Here is an 18337-nt window from a genome sequence, read left to right as displayed (position 1 = left end):
ACGGAGAAGTCAAATATAGATGTAAGTATGACTGGATATAGGAATGGAGCAATTCGCCGGAAAACCGAATAAATGTTCCCCAGAGAGGGTAAGCGGTGAATTAAGCACCTGATACTGGCTACTCTGAGCCGAGCGCAAGCTTCGAAGATAGTGATTGAATTAGGGCGCAATCATCCGAGCGGCAGGGAGATAAGGTAGGCGCAACCAGTGGCGTTTCGTTCTGCGCTGCGGCTTGCGAGGTTGAGAGTACTGTGCAGCAATTTCTACGTAGGTCGGCGTTTCGTGACCTACCCTGATGCTGCTGTTCCACCGGAGCGCGTTGGAGCTATTGTTCCGCCCTCTTGAACGCCAGACCTAAAGCCCCAACTTTTGATGATGGGATGTGCGGCGGCAGCCCTATCGCTTACCAGACGGAAAGGCGGGCATCAGTGTCGAGCTCAGTGTTACGCGTGATCCTCGGCGATCAGCTGTCATCGATCCTAGAGATTGTTCGCGAAGCCGACAAGAATGCCGACGTCTTTCTGATGGCGGAGGTACCTCGATCACTGCCAAGGGGGTGTATTCCGCGACGGGTCGGCAGATCCAACGGTCATCGAAAGCCATTGCCAGTTCAGCGGCCTATCGTCACAGATTGATCTGCAGCTTCACGTCTCCGGGCCGTCCTTCCGCAGCGCGCTCGAATGCGGCAATGCTCTGTTCGAACGGGAACGTCGCGCTGATCAGCGGCTTGAGGTCCACTTTTCCGGAAGCGATCATGGCCAGCGCCCGATCGAAGACATTAGCATATCGAAACACTGTCTCGATGCGAATTTCCTTCGTTTGAAACGATGATACATCGATGGCAACCGGGGTGACCGGCATGCCGACCAGCACCAGACAGCCACCCGGCCGGATCAGGTCGTGAATGCCACCATAGGCCTTCGGTGCACCGCTTGCCTCGACCACCACGTCCGCGCCCCACCCGTCCGTTGCCTTGGCGATGGCGTCTGCCAGTCGCGCATTCCGAACGTTGACCGTCGAAACGCCTGGATAGCGCGCGGCAATGGCGAGCTTCTCGTCGACGATGTCGGAAACTATGACGCGGGAGCAACCACCGGCGAGCATCGCCAGCGCCGCCATGATGCCGATTGGCCCGGCGCCCGTGACGACAGCCACATCGCCGGGCTGGATCTTTGCCTTCACAGCCGCCTGCAGCCCGACCGCGAAAGGCTCGACCATAGCTGCCTCCGCGAACGAGACATTGTCGGCCAGCTTGTAGGTGAAGGCGGCGGGATGGACGACTTCAGGGGTGAGAACGCCGTGGACCGGAGGGGTGGCCCAGAACACCACGGTCGGGTCGATGTTGTAGAGTCCGAGTTTGGATGCCCGCGACGAGAGATCGGGAATACCCGGCTCCATGCAGACGCGATCGCCTATCCTGAGCGCCGTTACCTCGCCGCCCACCTCGATCACCGTGCCTGCCGCCTCATGGCCGAGCACCATCGGTGCGTTGACGACGAAAGGGCCGATCCGGCCGTGCGTATAGTAATGCACGTCGCTGCCGCATACGCCGACAGTGTCGATCCTGATCTTGACGTCGGTCGGCCCGACATCGAGCGGCAGGTCAATCTCCCGCAGGCTCAGTTCGTGCTGCTTTTCGAGAACCAGGGCTAGCATGACCTCACTCCATTCAAAATCTCTGTTGTCGCACCGCGATCGTCAGACGAGCATTCGGTTCGCAGCATAGACCCGCGCCTGCCGCGCTGAAAGCGCTGCCCACGCGCTTGCCGTGGAGAGATCAGGCTCGATCTCGCCGGCGGTGCGTGTCATACCCTCTGCCGCGGTCTGCAGGCTCTGATACCATCCTGCCCCGACCGCCGCGTAGATGCCCGCGCCAAGGGCGGATGCTTCGTTAGAGAGGCTGAGGGTCACCGGAATCGACGTCGAGTCGGCAATCATCTTGAGCCAGACAGGATTGCTGGCTCCGCCGCCGATCGCCAGAATCCGCTCCGTGGCCAAGCGCTTGTCGCGCACCGCGACAAGCGAGCGCGCGAATTCGAGCGTGATGGCTTCCAGGCAGGCGCGATAGAGATGAGCGGTCGTATGTTCGGGCGCCATGCCGGTGAAAGTCGCTCGCGCGTCTTCATCCCAGTGCGGGTCCATGCAGCCGACGAGATAGGAGCATACCGAGACGCCATCCGAACCGACCGGGATCGAAGCCGCCGCCTCGTCAAGTTTCGCAAAAACCCTTTGATCGCTACGGCCCCCGGCGAAATTGTCGATGAACCAGTTGAGGAAGAAGGCGCCGGAGCGCTGGCACGATTCCAGGAGGTAGCCTTCGCCTGTCGGCGAAATCAGGGTTCGCCAGAAACGGCTGAGTTCCGGCTGAGCCGCCCAAACGCCGCTGACCACCGCCGTGCCGAGATTGAGATAAACGATGCCGGGCCGCACCGCGTTCACGCCGAGCGATGCGCAATGGCCGTCGCCGCCAGCCGCGAAAATCGGTGTCCCTTCTCTCAAACCCGTCTCGGCCGCGGCCGAAGCGTGGATCGTGCCGGCCTGCCGACCCGGCGCGAGAACGTCGGGGAGTTGGTTCTTCCGGATTTTGAGGTGATCGAGCAGCGGGCGCGACCATGATTTCTCGCGGATATCGAAAATGCCGAATGGATCCGCGCTCGTCCAGGTCGCGTGCGAGGTTCCGGTAAGATGCCGAAGCAGGAAGCCGTTGACGTCGAGAATGAGATGCGCCTTGTCCAGAAGTTCAGGCGTATGCCTGCGCATATGAGCGAGCCTGTAGAGGCAGGGGATGACGCCAACCGGCTTGCCTGAAATGCCGTGCAGCGTCTCGGCGCCGAACACGTCGCTGAGTTCCTGCGTCATCGCCTGCGCGCGCCGGTCGAGCCACAGCGTTGCCGGGGCGAGCGGACGGTTTTGCTCGTCGACGAGAACCATGGTCTCGCGCTGGTTCGAGATTGCGACGCCGTCGATGCTGGCCGGGTCGATGGCAGCCGTCACGGCCTTCAGCGCGGTACGGGTGGCCACCCACCATTGGTCGGCGTCCTGCTCGGCATGCAGAGGCCGGGGCAGGCTGATGTCGAGCGGCGCGCGGCCCTCGGCCGCGGGCATGCCGTCGCGCGTCCATGCGATGGCCTTGACGGACTGCGTCGACGAGTCGATTCCGACGACGTATCGGGTGTCTTTCGCCATGGTCTCCTCCTCCAGGGCTTCAGATTGTCAGGCCGTAAGCGCCTCGGCGGTCGCGGCATCGGTTATGAAATGGGTCACATAGCCGCCCTTCAAAGCGGCAAGAATGGCAGGCAATTTGGATTTCCCGCCCGCGACGCACACTTTAATCGGCACTTGGGCTAGTTCCTCCAACTCGATGCCGACCATTCGATCGTCCAGCTCGCCGGACATCGGCTTGCCGTCGCGGTCGATGAACCTGCCGATGATGACGGCAGTGGCGCCGCGCGCGACATAGGCGTCCATCTCCGTTTGTGTCGCGATATTGGAGGCCCGCACCGTGCTGCGCGGCCCGATGTCGCCGACGCCGAACAGGATGAGATTGGCCGAGTGGATCAGTTCGAACTGCTTCAGGAGCACGGGCTCGGCGAGAAGCTGTCGCTTGAGCGAAGGCGTCGACAGAACCGCTGGCGCGAGCAAGTTCACGCAGCGCGCCGCGATCCGCCGCGACAGAAGCGACGTGCACAGTTCTGGCGAGAAATCCGGGCTGCCCGTCGAACTTCCAGAGACCTGAACGACCGTCAAGCCCTCCAGCGCGGCGGGAAGCGAAACCGAATCGGCTACTGCAAGAACCGTTTGCCCCCAGGCCACGCCGATCGTATCGCCAGGCCTGATCATTTCGGCCAACACTCTGCCCCCGGCATCGCCGAGTCGCTTCACTAGCGCGGCATCGTCGCCCGTCGGGATGACAAACGCCCCTTCCAAACCGAACCGCTCCTTGAGGCGACGCGCCAGCAACGTCCGCCCGCCCGCCTCGCTGCTGATCCTAACTGTCACGATGCCACGCGCGCGTGCTTCCTGGAGGTAGTTGACGATCGTCGCGCGTGAGACGCCAAGCATCTTTGCGATCTCGCTCTGGGTCATCTCGTCGGCATAGTAGAGCCAGGCCGCCCAGACGATCGCATCGTCGAATTCGGTCGGGATTACCGCCGCCGGGGCGAGGGTCGCGAGACGGGAACTGGTCGGGATCGCTTCGCGCTTCATGGCAAGTTCATCGAATATAATTGGACTTATGTCAATTGTGACTGGCAAGTGTCTTGACATATGCCACATCTCGATATCTTTTGTCGTGGCAGGATCTCTAAGGCATTCTCATGAACATGGCAGCGCCCTTCGCTTCATCATCGCCGCCCTCCGGCATCGACTGGTCGGAGCTCATCGGTGAGATCGTCGCCGGTCGTTGGGTCAATCCCGAGACCGGCTTGATCAAGACGGTTCCATACGAGTCCGTCGTGATCGCCGATAGCCTCGAAGGCCGCGAGGCGGACCTCGTTCGGGCACTCAAGCTTGGCACCAGTTTCAAAGTGGTTGCCGATGCAGCGACCTATGACGCCATGGGCGGGCGGATCGCAAAGGCGCTCAAGGCGCTCGGTTCCGTCGATACGCTGATCCTCGACAATCCACATGCCGACATCGCCACGGCGACGCGCCTCGCAGACGATCTGAGGGGCGTCGGGGCCGTCGTTGCCGTGGGCTCGGGAACCATCAACGATCTTTGCAAATACGTCACCGGCCTCGATGGCCGGCGCTACTGCGTCTTCGGCACCGCTGCGTCCATGAACGGCTATACCTCGACCACCGCCTCGATGACGCTCGAGAGCGGGCTGAAGGTTTCCCTGCCCTCGCACGCCCCGGCAGGCTTCTTTGCGGATCTTGGCGTGTCTGCCGCCGCTCCCAAGCACCTCGCCGCCGCCGGTTTCGCAGACTGCCTGGTGCGCTCCGTCGCGCAGGTGGACTGGTGGCTTTCGCATCGCCTTTTTTTGACGCTCTATGCCACGCTGCCATTTCTCATCCAGGACAAGGACGAAGCCGAGCTCAACGCTCGCGCCGCACTCCTGCCAAAAGGCGACCTGGCCGCTCACGGCTATCTGTACCGCGTGCTGACGCTATGTGGGCTTGGGGTCTCGTTCACCGGCATGTCGAACCATGGTTCGATGGGCGAGCATCAGGTGTCGCACTACATCGATTGTTTCGCCGGAAAGCGGCATCCAGGCACCCTGCATGGTCAGCAGGTTGGCGTCGCCACGCTCACCATGGCGCGGCTGCAGCAGACCATGCTTGCCAGCGAAACGCCGCCGCTTGTCCGCCCAACGCGCATCGATCCGCAGGACATGGCGCGACGCATGGGCACTGAGGCGGCCGCGCAGTGCTATGCCGAGATTGCTCCAAAGCTCCTCGACGCAGCCGGTGCCGAGGCGCTGAACGAGACGCTCGTCACTCTGTGGCCAGAGTTGCGGCAGGAACTCCTGGCCTTCACGCTGCCGGTTGCCGAAATGGTCCGCCTTCTCACTGCCGCAGGCGGTCCGCTGACGGCAGCCGATCTCGGACTTCCCGTCGACTTCTACCGCGAGGCGGTGGTCCATTGTCGCGAGATGCGCAACCGTTACTCCTTCCTTGACCTCGCCGCCGACAGTGGCCTCCTCGAAGATTTCGCGGCCGGGGAGCTCTAAGAGAATGCGTCCGCTCGCAGACATGCCCGTCGAGGTTGCTGCCAGGATCGCGGTTGTGTTCTGCGATATCGACGACACACTGACCCACGATGGCGTGCTTCCCGCTTCGGCCTATGCCGCTCTCGAGGCACTCTCGGCAGCAGGCATCGCGGTCGCGCCGATCACCGGCCGTCCGGCGGGCTGGTGCGACATGATTGCCCGGATGTGGCCTATCGACGGGGTCGTCGGGGAGAATGGCGCCTTCTACTTCGCCTATGATCGATCCGCGCGGCGCATGCGTCGTGTTTTCGCCGTCGAAACTCAGCAAAGGGCGGTCGACCGCGCTCGGCTTGCAGCGCTCGGAGAACGCATCCTGAGCGCGGTGCCAGGCTGCGCCATCGCCTCCGACCAGCTTTACCGCGAGGCCGATCTGGCGATCGATTTCTGCGAAGACGTGCCGCCGCTGCCTCTCGAGGCGGCTGGCCGCATCCAGGCGATGTTCGAAGCGGAAGGCGCCGTCGCCAAGATATCTTCCATCCATGTCAACGGGTGGTTCGGCGCCTACGACAAGCTGTCGACCGCGCGGCGCTTTGCGGCGGACATTCTCGGGTTCGATATCGACCGAGATCGCGACCTTGCCGTCTTCGTCGGCGACAGCCCCAATGACGCCCCCATGTTCGGCTTCTTCCCGAATGCCTGCGGTGTCTCCAACGTGCTGGCATTTCGCGACGCGATCGATGCCTTGCCCGCCTTCGTGTCCCGCGGACCTGGTGGCGAGGGCTTCGTGGAAGTCGCCAACACGATCCTGCAAGGCGCCAGTCACGATCGGTGGCAGCATGAACGCAGTCTATGACATCGCGATCATCGGCGGTGGCGTGAACGGCTGCGGCATTGCACGCGACGCCGCAGGTCGCGGGCTCTCAGTCTATCTGTGCGAGATGGGCGACATCGGAGGAGCCACGTCCTCGGCCTCCACCAAACTCATCCATGGTGGTCTCCGCTATCTGGAGCACTATGATTTCAAACTTGTTCGGCATGCGCTGACCGAGCGCGAGACTTTGTGGGGAATCGCACCGCACATCATCTGGCCGATGCGGTTCGTGCTTCCCCATCGCAAGGGTCTGCGTCCAGCCTGGCTGCTGCGGCTCGGCCTGTTCATCTACGACAATCTCGGCGGGCGCAAGCGGCTGCCGCCTACGAAGACGCTGCGGTTGCGCAGCGATATTTCTGGCGAGCCGCTGCGCCATCGATCCTCGATTGGTTTCGAGTATTCGGACTGCTGGGTACAGGACAACCGATTGGTCGTTCTCAATGCGGCTGACGCGGAGAGCAAGGGCGCGTCGATCAACCCGCGCACACGCTGCCTGGCGGCGCGGCGTGAACGCGGGCTGTGGATCGTCGTCGTGGAAGATGTCGAGACCGGTGAACGGCGGACCATCCGCGCGCGCAGCCTAGTGAATGCGGCGGGTCCATGGGCTGGTGACGTGATCGAGCGTGCCGGCGTCCTGGCTGACGGCAAGCTGCGGCTTGTGCGCGGCTCGCATATCGTGGTTCCGAAGATCTACGACCACGATCGCTGCTACATCTTCCAGCAGCCGGACGGCCGCATCGTCTTCGCAATCCCTTATGAGGACGACTTCACCCTCATAGGCACGACCGATGTCGATCAGGCGGGTCCGGCAGATGAGGTGCGCGCCTCGGCGGCCGAGATCGATTATCTATGCAGCGCCGCGTCCGGCTATTTCCGCGAGCCGGTCACCACCGATGCAGTCGTCTGGTCCTATTCCGGGGTGCGCGCGCTTTACGACGATGGTTCTGTCGACGCGAAGTCCACGACGCGTGATTACGTGCTTTCGCTCGATGTGCCGGCAGGGACCGCGCCGCTGCTCACGGTTTTCGGCGGCAAGATCACGACTTACCGCTGCCTCGCCGAGGATGCCCTCAGTCGTCTGGCTGGATTGTTTCCGGATGTCGCACGTCATGCCGGCTGGACGGCGACCAAGGCACTGTCAGGCGGCGATTTCCCGATCGACGGCGCCGAGCAGCTCGCCTGGCGCCTGCGTGAGGACTACCCGTTTCTCGACCCGCGCGAGGCACGGCGGCTTGTACGCCATTATGGTACGCGGGCTCGCGTCATTTTGGGAAACGCACGCGTGGAAGCCGACCTTGGCCGAATTTTCGGCTGCAGCCTGTCGGAGGCCGAGGTCTGCTATCTTATCGACTTCGAGTTTGCGCGCACAGCCGAGGACGTGGTTTGGCGAAGAACCAAATCGGGGCTGCGGATGTCGGCGCAGGAAATTGAGGAACTCGACGGCTGGATGAGGAACCGGTCGGCGAGTGCTGCGGGAACGGGTCTGCGCCTGGCTATCTAGGCGATAGAAGGAGTGACGCGGAGCTAGTCCCGCTTCACAAGGAATGCTCCCCGCCGGGGAGTTGGGAGGAGACATTTATGGCGGTCGCGCAGATCAAGCGCCTCTCGATATCGGACTCGCCCGTGCCGTGGCTGCTGCCGCTTGTCGCGTTCCTGATCGTCTTCACCATTTACCCGCTGATCTACAATATCTGGCTGTCCTTCCACGAGTTCGTGCCGAAGAAGCGCGCGCTTGCGTTCGTTGGTTTCCAGAATTGGCAGCAGATCTGGGTGGACACGCGATTTTGGAGTTCGCTTGGCGTCACCTTCGTCTACTTCGCCATCGCGCTGGTGATCGAGTTGACGCTCGGAATGGCGATCGCGATGCTGCTCGACGCGGAACTGCCGGGTTTCGGCGCCCTTAGAGCCATTCTGTCGATGACGCTTGTCATCCCGCCGGCCATCGCCGGCATGATGTTCCTGCTCCTCCAGGATCCGCAATTCGGTGTCATCACCTATGCGCTGGATTCGCTGGGCTTGCTCGACAAGTCACATCCGATCCTCGCCAGTTCCAGCACTGCGCTGGCAGGGGTTCTGCTCGCGGAGATCTGGCAATGGACGCCATTCATAGTGCTGATCTTCATTGCCGGCCTGCGCTCGCTGCCTTCCGAGCCATACGAGGCGGCGATGATTGACGGCGCCAGTTCCTGGCAGACGTTCCGGCGGCTTACGCTCCCGATGATGTCGCGGGTCATCGCGGTGGCGGTGCTGCTGCGCGGAATCGATCTGTTCCGCGTCTTCGACTACGTCTTCACGATGACGTCGGGCGGTCCGGGCACCGCCACCTATTCGCTGAGCTATTACGCGTGGCAACAGACCTTCAGCTTCACCAAGTGGGGTTACGGCGCGACGCTCAGCCTGGTCAGCCTCTTCATGGTTATCGTCATGGCCAACATATTCATCAAAGTCTTCAAGGTGCGGTGGTAACGATGGCCGACGTGCTCCCGCATCAGACATCAGGCCAGCGCGCGCTTCGCACCATCGCGGGCTGGGTCGTGGTCGGCCTGTTCTTTTTCCCGATCTATTTCTGGACATCGGTCGCGTTCCGCAACGCGAAAGACATCTTCAACTGGCCGCCGATCATCTTTTCGTTCGAGCCGACGGTGCGCAATTTCGAGCAGGTGTTCGGAATTTCGCTCGGTTTCGGCTTCGGCGGTCAGGAAGCCGTCACTCCCGGCGGCGGCAATTTCTACATGGCGCCGAGGCTGCTCGACTCGATCATCGTCGCGACCTTCTCGACCATCCTGGCGATCGTGGTGGCGACGTTGGCGGCCTACGCGCTGTCGCGCATGAATTTCCGTGGCCGCCATCATTTTGTGAGCTGGGTGCTGTCGACGCGGATGATGCCGCCGGTCGCTGTCGCGATCCCGATGTTCTTCATCTTCAAGCAGTTCAGTCTGCTCGACACCTACACCGGCGTGATCCTGATCCATGGCTTGATGAACCTGCCGCTGGCGGTCTTGCTGCTGAAGAGCTTCTTTGACGACATTCCAACCGAGATCGACGAAAGTGCGCTGGTCGACGGCGCGTCGCGCTGGACGATCTTTCGCCGCATCGTGCTGCCGATGGCCAAGGGCGGCATCGCGGCGAGCGCCGTGCTCTGCTTCATCTTCTCCTGGACGGAATTCCTGTTCGTCCTGACCCTCACACAGACAAGCCTGAAGACGGTGCCGGTCGTCTCGTCGACCTTCGTGACGTCGATCGGCACGGCCTGGGGCAACATGGCAGCACTCGGCGCGGCGTCCATCGTGCCAGCCTTTATCGTCATACTTCTCGTCCAGCGCCACCTGGTGCGCGGCCTCACAATGGGGTCGCTCAAGCAGTAGGCAAAGGATGGACAGGTTCTATCGGACTACGGATGGCAATGGTGCCGTCCGCACTTTGGAGGAAGTGAAATGAAAGACAGTATCCGGAAGATGCACCTCGCATCGATTACCGACCGGTTCGTGAAGGGGGAGATGGGACGTCGCGATTTCCTGCGGCTCGCCGGCAAGCTCGGCCTCGGGGCCGGCGCACTTGGCATGGGCATGAACCGCGGCTTGTTCAATTTCGTGCCGTCGGCCGCTGCCCAGGAAGCGCTACAGCCCTCGCCGGAGATCATGAAATGGGTTGCGGATGTCGGCAAGCCGTTCGCCGGCACCACCATCAAGCTCGCCACGGAATCGACTCCGCCGTCGAATGCGCTCAACTCGTTTCTCAAGAAGCATTTCGAGGATGCGAGCGGCATCAAGGTCGAGATCGAGGTCCTGCCGCTGGAGCAGGTCCTGCAAAAGATGACGCTGGACGTCGCCTCGTCGCTCGGTACCTACGATCTCTATTATATCGACCAGAGCTGGGCCGCGTCCTTCAGCCAGGACGTTTTCGACCCACGCGAGCAGATCCAGGCCAAGCCCGACCTCGCCATGCCGAACTATAATATCGACGATTTCCTCCCGGCGCTCGTGGACGGCATCGCCATGTACGAGAACCGGATGGTTGGCGTCCCTTACGACATCCCGATCTTCATCATGATCTACCGCAAGGATATCTATGAGGAGTTGGGCCTGAAGGTGCCGACCACGATGGAAGAGCTCGCGAACAACTCCAAGGCGATCATGGACGCCAAGGGCCCGAGCATGGCGGGCATCGCCGGGCAGATGAAGTCCGGCCACTACGCGCTCGAATGCGAATGGACCTCGATGCTCTGGGGCCATGGCGGTTCGATCTTCAACGCCGACAAGAAGTTCGTCGGCAATGACGAGCAGGGCCTCGCGGCCATGGAATACTGGACGAACCTCAAGAAGAGCATGCCGGCCGGCGTCGACGGCTGGACATGGGACGGACAGGGCCAGGCAGTGGCGCAGGGCGTCGCGGCGTCGATGCTGTCCTGGGGCGAGTTCTTCCCGTATTTCGACGATCCCACGCAGACCAAGATTTCCGGCCTCTGCGATGTGGCCGTTCCGCCCAAGGCGACCTCGTTGCGCACCAAGGACCAGACTGGCTTCGGCGAAATCCCCGGCGTCGGCCACCAGGGCGGCTCGTCCCTGGCCGTCTCGAAATACTCCAAGAGCCCGGACGCGGCGTGGGTGTTCATGCAGTGGGCGACCTGCGCAGACACGCAAGCGCTCATCACCGCGCTCGGCGGTGGCACGGGTCCGACGCGCGCCAGCGTCTATGACGATCCGCGCGTCAAGGCCAATGCGAAGGTCGGGGCCGGCACGACACGGCATCTGCCCGTCGTTCGTGAGACGATCGCCAACCACATGGGCTCGGAGCCGGATCTGCCGGAATGGGCACAGCTCTCCAGCGACACGATTCCGGTGGCGCTCGGCAAATACTTCGCCGGCAACTACGGCTCGGCAAAGGAAGCCATGGACGACATCGCCACCCAGGTCGATGCCGTGATGAAGGGCTAAGAGACAGATCGCCGGGGCAGTGCGAGCTGCCCCGGTTTCTTCATCAACGCGAGGGTGCATCAATGACTAGAGACAGACCGCTCGTTGCGATCACCGGCGCCAGTTCGGGCATAGGTGAAGCCACGGCGCGCGCGTTTTCAGCGGCCGGCCATCCCGTGCTGCTGATGGCGAGGCGGCTCGACAGGCTCGAGGCGCTCGGTTTGCCCAACGCCGTGCTCGCCAGGGTCGACGTGCGCGACCGGCAGGCGATCGCCGCGGCGGTATCGGACGCCGAAGCGAAGTTCGGACCCGTCGACATGATGTTCGCCAATGCCGGCATAGCGCGTCTCGGCGACATCGCGAGCCAGCCGCCGGAAGAATGGGACGAGATGATCGACATCAACACCAAGGGCGTGATGAACAGCGTCCATGCTGTGATGTCTGGAATGATCGCGCGCAAGCACGGCACGTTGATGATGATGAGCTCGATTGCCGGCCGGAAGGTCTACCCGGACCATACCGTCTATTGCGGCACCAAGTTTTTTGTTCATGCCGTGTCCGAAAGCTTTCGCGAATATCTCGCACCGCACGACGTGCGGGTGATCGTGCTCTCGCCCGGGATCATCGAGACGGAGGTTCTGGACCATGTGAACGATAAGAACACACTTGCCGGCTACCAGGCAAACAAGAAGGCGATCGGAGGCGGTATCTCGGCCGACGTCGTCGCAAAGCTCATTCTCGACGCATACCAAATGCCGCAGAAAGCGATCGTGCAGGAAATCGTCATCACGCCGACACGGCAGAAATACTGACGCCAGGAAATCCGGCGCCCAACGAAAAGAAGAAATGCGGAGGCCAGTTCATGGCGACGGTAGAATATAGGGGCATCGGCAAATCGTTCGGTGCCGTGCAGATCATGCGGGACGTCTCGTTTTCGATCGAGGATCACCAGTTTGTCGTGCTGCTCGGGCCTTCAGGCTGTGGCAAGACGACCCTCCTGCGCATGACGGCCGGGCTGGAGTCGGTCAGCGCCGGCGACCTCATGATCGGCGGGAAGCGCGTCAACGACATGCATCCGCGCGAGCGTGACATAGCGATGGTCTTCCAGAACTATGCGCTTTATCCGACGATGAAGGTCTACGAGAACATCGCCTTCAGCCTGGAGGTCGCGAAGCTTCCCCCCGCTGAGGTTAAGGCGAAGGTCGAGCGCGCCGCCGAAATCCTCAATCTCACGCCGTATCTGGGCCGTTACCCCAAGGAGCTTTCGGGCGGACAACGCCAGCGCGTGGCGATGGGTCGCGCCATGGTGCGCGAACCCTCGGTCTTCCTGTTCGACGAGCCGCTATCGAACCTCGACGCCAAGCTGCGCGCGCATATGCGCACCGAGATCCGGCAGCTCCACAACAGGCTGAAGACGACAACCATCTATGTCACCCACGACCAGATCGAAGCCATGACAATGGCGGACAAGGTGGTCGTCATGCGTGCCGGCAAGATCGAGCAGATGGGATCGCCCGACGAGGTCTACGACACGCCGTCGAGCAAGTATGTCGCGGATTTCATCGGCTCGTCAGCCATCAACTTCATGGACGGAACCGTCGTGGCCGCGGACGGCGCGGCGGCCGTCGACACCGTCAATGGCCGCTTGCTTCTGCCCGATTCGACGACAGCCAAACCAGGACAGAAGGTGGTGTGCGGGGTGCGCCCGACAGATGTCGTCGTCTCGGCGGACGGACCGATCCGCACCACGGCAATCCTCGTCGAACGGCTCGGCCACGACGTCCAGCTCTGCACACTTGCGGCGGCTGGCGAATTCTTCGCGATCGTCGACCGGACCTTGCCGTTCCGCGAGGGAGACGAGGTCCGGTTCGACGTGCCTGCTTCGAAGGTTCATGTCTTCGACGCGGCAAGCGAACGACGGCTTTAGGTTAGATCGTCGGTCACCATCGACCCTATTGAGGCGCGCCACGACGTCGCGCGAAGGAGAAGCCTTCATGAAATCAAGATGGTCCGATACGGGCTTTGCAGCGACCGTCGACGGCTACGTCGCGGCTGGCGTGAACCGTGATCTTGCGATCCGCACCTACACCACCCGGCTGCTGGGTTCGGATCCGGAGCTCGTTCTCCATGGTGGCGGCAATACCTCGGTGAAAACGGTTTTCACAGAGCGCGACGGCTCCCCGGTCGAGGTGCTTTGCGTCAAGGGCAGCGGCTGGGACATGGGAACGATCGAGCCGCAGGGTCTACCCGCCGTCCAGCTTCAGCCGCTCAAGGCGATGGTGAAGTTCGCGTCGATGAGCGACGAGGAGATGGTGATGATGCAGCGCCGGCTGCTGCTCGATCCGACGGCCCCTAACCCTTCCGTCGAAGCGATCCTGCATGCGATCCTTCCTTTCAAGCATATCGATCACACCCATGCCAATGCGATCGTGTCGCTGACGAACCAGCCCAACGGCGAGGATCTGATCCGCGAATTGTTTCCCAAGGCCATTGTCGTCCCCTACGTCATGCCGGGTTTCGACCTCGCCAAGGCCTGCGACGCCGCATTCCGTGCCGATCCGGAGGCCAACGGGATGATTCTGCTCAAGCATGGCATCTTTACGTGGTCGGACGATGCCCGCACCTCCTACGAGGATATGATCGCCAAGATCGACCGGGCCGAACGCAGCCTTGCGAAGGGCAATCCCAAGCCGTTTACGGTGGTGAATCCGCCTTCCAACCTGGCGACCGCGGCAGCGATCGCGCCCATATTGCGTGGCGCGATCGCTATCGATACCGGGATCGAGGGCATGCCGAAGCGTTTCGTGCTTGAACACCGGTCCAACCCGAAGATCCTCGACTTTTGCAATGCATCAAACCTGGCGAGTCTCGTTTCGCGCGGCAACGCGACGCCCGAGCATGTCATCCACATCAAGCGGCTCGGGGTGGCCCTGCCTGCTCCCGTCGCGGACGATTTCGACGCGTGGGCAGGATCGGTGCGCGATGCCGTCGCCGCCTACGTATCCGACTACAAAGCCTATTTCGAGCGCAACAATACCCGCTCCGGTGGGATCAAGACCATGCTTGACCCCATGCCGCGTGTCTTCTACGTCCCCGGCGTCGGCATGTTTGCCGCCGGTCCGACCAGCAAGGCCGCGGCGGTGTGCGGCGACGTCGTCGAGGCCACGATCGACGTCATCACAAAGGCCGAGGGCATCGATGCCTTCGAAGCCCTTCCAGAGGCCGACCTGTTCGACATTGAATATTGGTCGCTGGAACAAGCCAAGCTCGCCAAGAACGTCGAGAAGCCGCTGACCAGGCAGGTCGCGGTGGTGACCGGTGCCGCGGGCGGCCTCGGGCTCGCCATCGCCAAGGCTCTGCGCGCCGAAGGCGCTGAGATCGCCATGCTCGACGTTGACGCAGAATCTGTGGCGACGCAGGCGGCTCGCCTGGGCGGCTTCGGGAGGGTCTGCGACGTGACTGATCCGCAATCGGTCCAGGCGGCGATCGACGCCGTGAGCGCGCGTTTCGGCGGCGTCGACATCGTGATCTCGAATGCCGGTGCGGCCTTCCAGGGTAAGCTCGTCGACGTATCGGACGCGCTCTTCGAGAAAGCCTTCGCGCTCAATTTCTGGGGCCATCACTATATCGCCCGCGCGGCCGTCAAGGTGATGCGCGCCCAGGCGACGGGCGGTGCGCTGGTTTTCAACGTGTCGAAGCAGGCGGTCAATCCAGGCCCGGACTTCGGGCCGTACGGAACGTCGAAAGCGGCGCTGATGTCGCTGATGCGCCAGTACGCGATCGAACACGGCGCGGATGGCATCACCTCCAACGCGGTCAACGCCGACCGCATCCGCACGGGCCTGATGACGCATGCCATGGTCGAGGAGCGCAGCCGCGCCCGCGGCATGTCGGCGGAAGCATATATGCGCGGGAACCTCGTCGCGCGCGAGGTGACGGGCAGCGACGTTGCGGCAGCCTTCGTCCATCTGGCCAAGGCGCGGGCGACCTCGGGTGCCGTGTTGACAGTCGACGGCGGCAATGTCGCCGCGATGATGCGCTGACAGACACGAAGGGAGATCCAGACATGGCGCGCATCCTCATCCTCGGCGCGGGCGTGATGGGCAGCGCGCTTGCGGTGCCGGCGGCCGACAACGGCCACGAGGTGCTGCTTGTCGGCACACATCTCGACAGCGCGGCCATTGCGGCGATGCGGCGGCCGGGCGGCGTCCACCCCAAGCTCGACGCGCCGCTGCCCGCAGGCGTCAGACCGATCGCCTTCGGTGCGTTGCGCCCCACACATTTCGCGGAAGCGGAATTTGTCGTCATCGGCGTCAGCAGCCCTGGCATCGCATGGGCGGTCAAGCAGCTCAACGAAATGCTTCAGACGCCGAAGCCGATCGCCTTCGTGACTAAGGGTCTGGTCCGTGATGACGGGAGGCTTTCCACCTACGCGCAAGCGGTGCCGCCCGCGGTCGGACTCATGCAGCACTTCATCGGCATCGGCGGCCCGTGCATCGCGCGTGAGTTGGCGAACCGCCTTCCCACGGCGAGCGTCTATGCCTGCGCCGACGAGAAAATTGCCACGGGTTTTGCCCGACTGATGCAAACCAGCTACTACCGCTTGTCGACTACCGATGATGCAGCCGGCGTCGAAGGCTGCGCCGCGTTGAAGAATTTCTTCGCCATTGGCGTCAGCGCAATGCAGACGCGCTTCACCGATGTGCAGCGTGGCGGCGCCACCAGGAATCCCACCGCAGGTGCCTTCAACCAGGCGGCGCGCGAAATGGCCTTATTGTGCGAGCGGCTTGGCGGGCGGCGAGACACCGCCTTCGACCTTGCCGGGATCGGCGACCTGCACGTCACAGTGGGCGGCGGCCGCAACAGCCGCCTCGGCCACGCCTTGGGACAGGGGCGAACGGTGAGCGCGGCGATGGCGGCGGAACTCACCGGAGAGACGGTTGAAGGAATCGACACGGCGCGAGCGCTATCGGCCTGGATTCCGGCTGCCTCGACCGGCAACGCAACACAACGCCAGGGTTTCCCGCTCACGTCCGCCATCATCGATGCCTTACTCGACGACGCGCCATTCCAATTCGACTTACTTTAAGTCTTACACACTCAGAATGCCCAACGCATAAGACTTTTCGAAGCGAGATGCGACCGCTACTGACTAAAGGTATCGCCCTCTTCAATCCAAATTGGTCCGAAAGCGCTATTAGCGCACACGCCAGATCCCGCCGCTTCAGCGTCACGAGGAACAGGAACCGCAATGCCGAGACCGCGCCATTGATCGTCGCAGGGCCGACGCCGCTCTCATGCTGATGCAACTGGAATCGACGGATGTCCGCAGCCGTCGCAGTGTCGGGCGAGCGGCCAAGGAACGCAGCGAAGCGCCGGACGTGACGAACGTAGTCCTGCTGGGTATGGGAGCCCAGGCCACGCATGAGCGTGTGTGCTGCATGCTCTGGCGAAGCGGAGAGATTGGTGCATCCGGTCGACAGGGTAGCCATGGCGAGTTCCTCTCGTTGAAGGGAACTCCATGGTCAGGTCGACGCCTCTACCCGCTCAAGTCAAATGCCTGTCGCGCCATCACAGGCCGAGGCGCCCCTCCCGCGAAGCGGGTTCGTGCATGAGGCGCATAGCGGACATCAGGGCGCGGTACGACGTTACGGGCAACTTACTTGTGGTCAATCGGTGACAATTGCGCGAGCCCGAATTCCGCAACGCCGCGCATGCCCTGCGAACACGTTCGTCCGCGTTATCCCATTTTGATCAGCGCGACATGCCGGTGCCACGATCTTCCCGGCTGGCGAGCTAGCACTAGCAATCAGCATAGATGCGGTTGAGATCAGGACTCACCACGCGATTTTTGGTTGGAGTTTTTACGCCGCCGAGTCTCGCTTTTCGACAGGCCCAGTAACTTGCGAAGCTTTTCGAGAGCTTTTTCAGGCAGAATTAGCCTGAGATCACCCAAACGTTTGGTTGGCTTCCGGACCTTTTTCATAGGGCGAATATCGCAACAATGCGGCCGATTTCAATGGTCCGAGGCCAACATTGGATAGGATTAGTACTCGCCTTTGGCCTTCGGGAAGATCACGACATTATCAAGGGTGCATCTTCCCGATCTGATGGATTTAAAAGCGTAATCGACGACTTTGCCAAAGTTGTGCTTCACCCGCTTGGCATGTACTCGCAGGAGGGGCTGCCGGGGCAAAATATATGCATCCTGTCGGGTTCGGAGATGGCGGGCGAGTCGCTGACCAAAGCGGGATAACTTCGGCATGACTACGACAATGTGCACATGTAGCCCGTCATTGATTGTGACGGATCGCAGCGACTGTTTAGCATATTTGGCTACTGGATAGTCCGGCACGAAGATCCACCGCGGGAGAAAATCGGGGTTCGTTACGCGCCCACAATTCCTAACTGTTCGCATAGCCAAAAATTTCCAGACTCGCTCTGCCTCTTGGCGCATTATCTCCAGTCTAATATGGGATGACTGTGGCAGGTGCCTAAACTGAAGTGTGACCAAATAAGTTCTGAAGCCCTTTAAGTGCTGCTCTTCTAACCATTGGCCCCAGTGCTCTATGGCTTCAGCGGTATCGAGTTGAATTCGATGGTCATGGTGCTGCTGGTGTCTCATTTGGCAATACCTTCCAACTACCGGCCACGGTTAATCCGCAACAGGTTTGAGGGGAACTTTGCTAGTGGCATGGCGATCCTACGCCGCTAGTTTGCTCGGCTATTTTACCGGTTTGCAAAATTAGCTTCTGGGGTTGTGGTTTTCGATCCAATCCAGCCGTCCAGGGATTTCACCGCCTGGAGACTTACCTCATCTTTGTTGCGGCAAGTTTGCAGTGGATCATCCAGACCCGCGATTGGTGAAGAAAGATGCGAGCTGCGGCGCTACCTAAATGCGA

Annotated in this window: 14 protein-coding genes; 10 read left to right on the top strand and 4 right to left on the bottom strand. The window is 61.9% G+C overall.

All coding sequences use genetic code 11. From position 1 onward, the window contains the following. Window positions 1-624: 624 nt before the first annotated feature. From AC3CCE_RS13220 to AC3CCE_RS13210, 3 genes are read right to left on the bottom strand one after another with little or no spacing between them, the layout of a single operon-like run. Entirely contained in the window at window positions 625-1656 is a 1032-nt protein-coding gene (locus tag AC3CCE_RS13220; protein WP_352519041.1) for an NAD(P)-dependent alcohol dehydrogenase, read from the bottom strand. Between the two features lie 42 nt (window positions 1657-1698). Beyond that, window positions 1699-3186, bottom strand: a complete 1488-nt coding sequence (locus AC3CCE_RS13215; protein ID WP_352514343.1) for a xylulokinase — start codon at window positions 3184-3186, stop codon at window positions 1699-1701. Between the two features lie 27 nt (window positions 3187-3213). After that, complete coding sequence (locus tag AC3CCE_RS13210; RefSeq protein ID WP_050589940.1) at window positions 3214-4206, bottom strand: sugar-binding transcriptional regulator; 993 nt, start codon at window positions 4204-4206, stop codon at window positions 3214-3216. 110 nt (window positions 4207-4316) lie between these two features. Between AC3CCE_RS13210 and AC3CCE_RS13205 the strand changes: the two genes are divergently transcribed. The 10 genes from AC3CCE_RS13205 (at window position 4317) to AC3CCE_RS13160 (ending at window position 16524) form a co-directional block, all read left to right on the top strand. Continuing rightward, on the top strand, window positions 4317-5672 hold the full coding sequence (locus tag AC3CCE_RS13205; protein ID WP_352514341.1) for an iron-containing alcohol dehydrogenase: 1356 nt from the start codon (window positions 4317-4319) through the stop codon (window positions 5670-5672). 4 nt (window positions 5673-5676) lie between these two features. Beyond that, window positions 5677-6504, top strand: a complete 828-nt coding sequence (locus tag AC3CCE_RS13200) for an HAD-IIB family hydrolase (protein WP_023832298.1) — start codon at window positions 5677-5679, stop codon at window positions 6502-6504. After that, window positions 6488-8023 (top strand): glycerol-3-phosphate dehydrogenase, encoded by a 1536-nt coding sequence (glpD, locus tag AC3CCE_RS13195; RefSeq protein WP_352514449.1) that lies wholly within the window; start codon window positions 6488-6490, stop codon window positions 8021-8023. The genes AC3CCE_RS13200 and glpD overlap by 17 nt, the downstream gene beginning before the upstream one ends. Window positions 8024-8100: 77 nt before the next feature. After that, window positions 8101-8988: a carbohydrate ABC transporter permease gene (locus AC3CCE_RS13190; RefSeq protein WP_023832296.1), complete on the top strand. Its 888-nt coding sequence runs from the start codon at window positions 8101-8103 to the stop codon at window positions 8986-8988. Window positions 8989-8990: 2 nt separating this feature from the next. Continuing rightward, complete coding sequence (locus AC3CCE_RS13185; RefSeq protein ID WP_023832295.1) at window positions 8991-9887, top strand: carbohydrate ABC transporter permease; 897 nt, start codon at window positions 8991-8993, stop codon at window positions 9885-9887. Window positions 9888-9956: 69 nt separating this feature from the next. Then, on the top strand, window positions 9957-11456 hold the full coding sequence (locus tag AC3CCE_RS13180) for an ABC transporter substrate-binding protein (protein ID WP_023832294.1): 1500 nt from the start codon (window positions 9957-9959) through the stop codon (window positions 11454-11456). A 62-nt stretch (window positions 11457-11518) separates the two neighbouring features. Further along, window positions 11519-12247, top strand: a complete 729-nt coding sequence (locus tag AC3CCE_RS13175; RefSeq protein ID WP_023832293.1) for an SDR family oxidoreductase — start codon at window positions 11519-11521, stop codon at window positions 12245-12247. Window positions 12248-12297: 50 nt separating this feature from the next. Next, window positions 12298-13362: an ABC transporter ATP-binding protein gene (locus AC3CCE_RS13170; RefSeq protein ID WP_023832292.1), complete on the top strand. Its 1065-nt coding sequence runs from the start codon at window positions 12298-12300 to the stop codon at window positions 13360-13362. A gap of 67 nt (window positions 13363-13429) precedes the next feature. Continuing rightward, window positions 13430-15478, top strand: coding sequence for a bifunctional aldolase/short-chain dehydrogenase (locus AC3CCE_RS13165; RefSeq protein WP_352519043.1), 2049 nt, complete (start codon window positions 13430-13432; stop codon window positions 15476-15478). 23 nt (window positions 15479-15501) lie between these two features. Next, on the top strand, window positions 15502-16524 hold the full coding sequence (locus tag AC3CCE_RS13160) for a glycerol-3-phosphate dehydrogenase (protein ID WP_352519044.1): 1023 nt from the start codon (window positions 15502-15504) through the stop codon (window positions 16522-16524). Here AC3CCE_RS13160 and AC3CCE_RS13155 read toward each other — a convergent pair. Then, the gene (locus AC3CCE_RS13155) at window positions 16475-16861 is read right to left on the bottom strand and encodes a phage integrase N-terminal SAM-like domain-containing protein (RefSeq protein WP_245266185.1); all 387 of its coding nucleotides are present in this window, start codon (window positions 16859-16861) and stop codon (window positions 16475-16477) included. The two genes, AC3CCE_RS13160 and AC3CCE_RS13155, sit on opposite strands and share 50 nt — an antisense overlap. Window positions 16862-18337 lie beyond the last annotated feature (1476 nt).

The organism is Mesorhizobium sp. P160187 (assembly GCF_057766425.1).
Note: the sequence above shows the minus strand (reverse complement) of the source record. Positions and strands in the feature narration are given on the sequence as shown.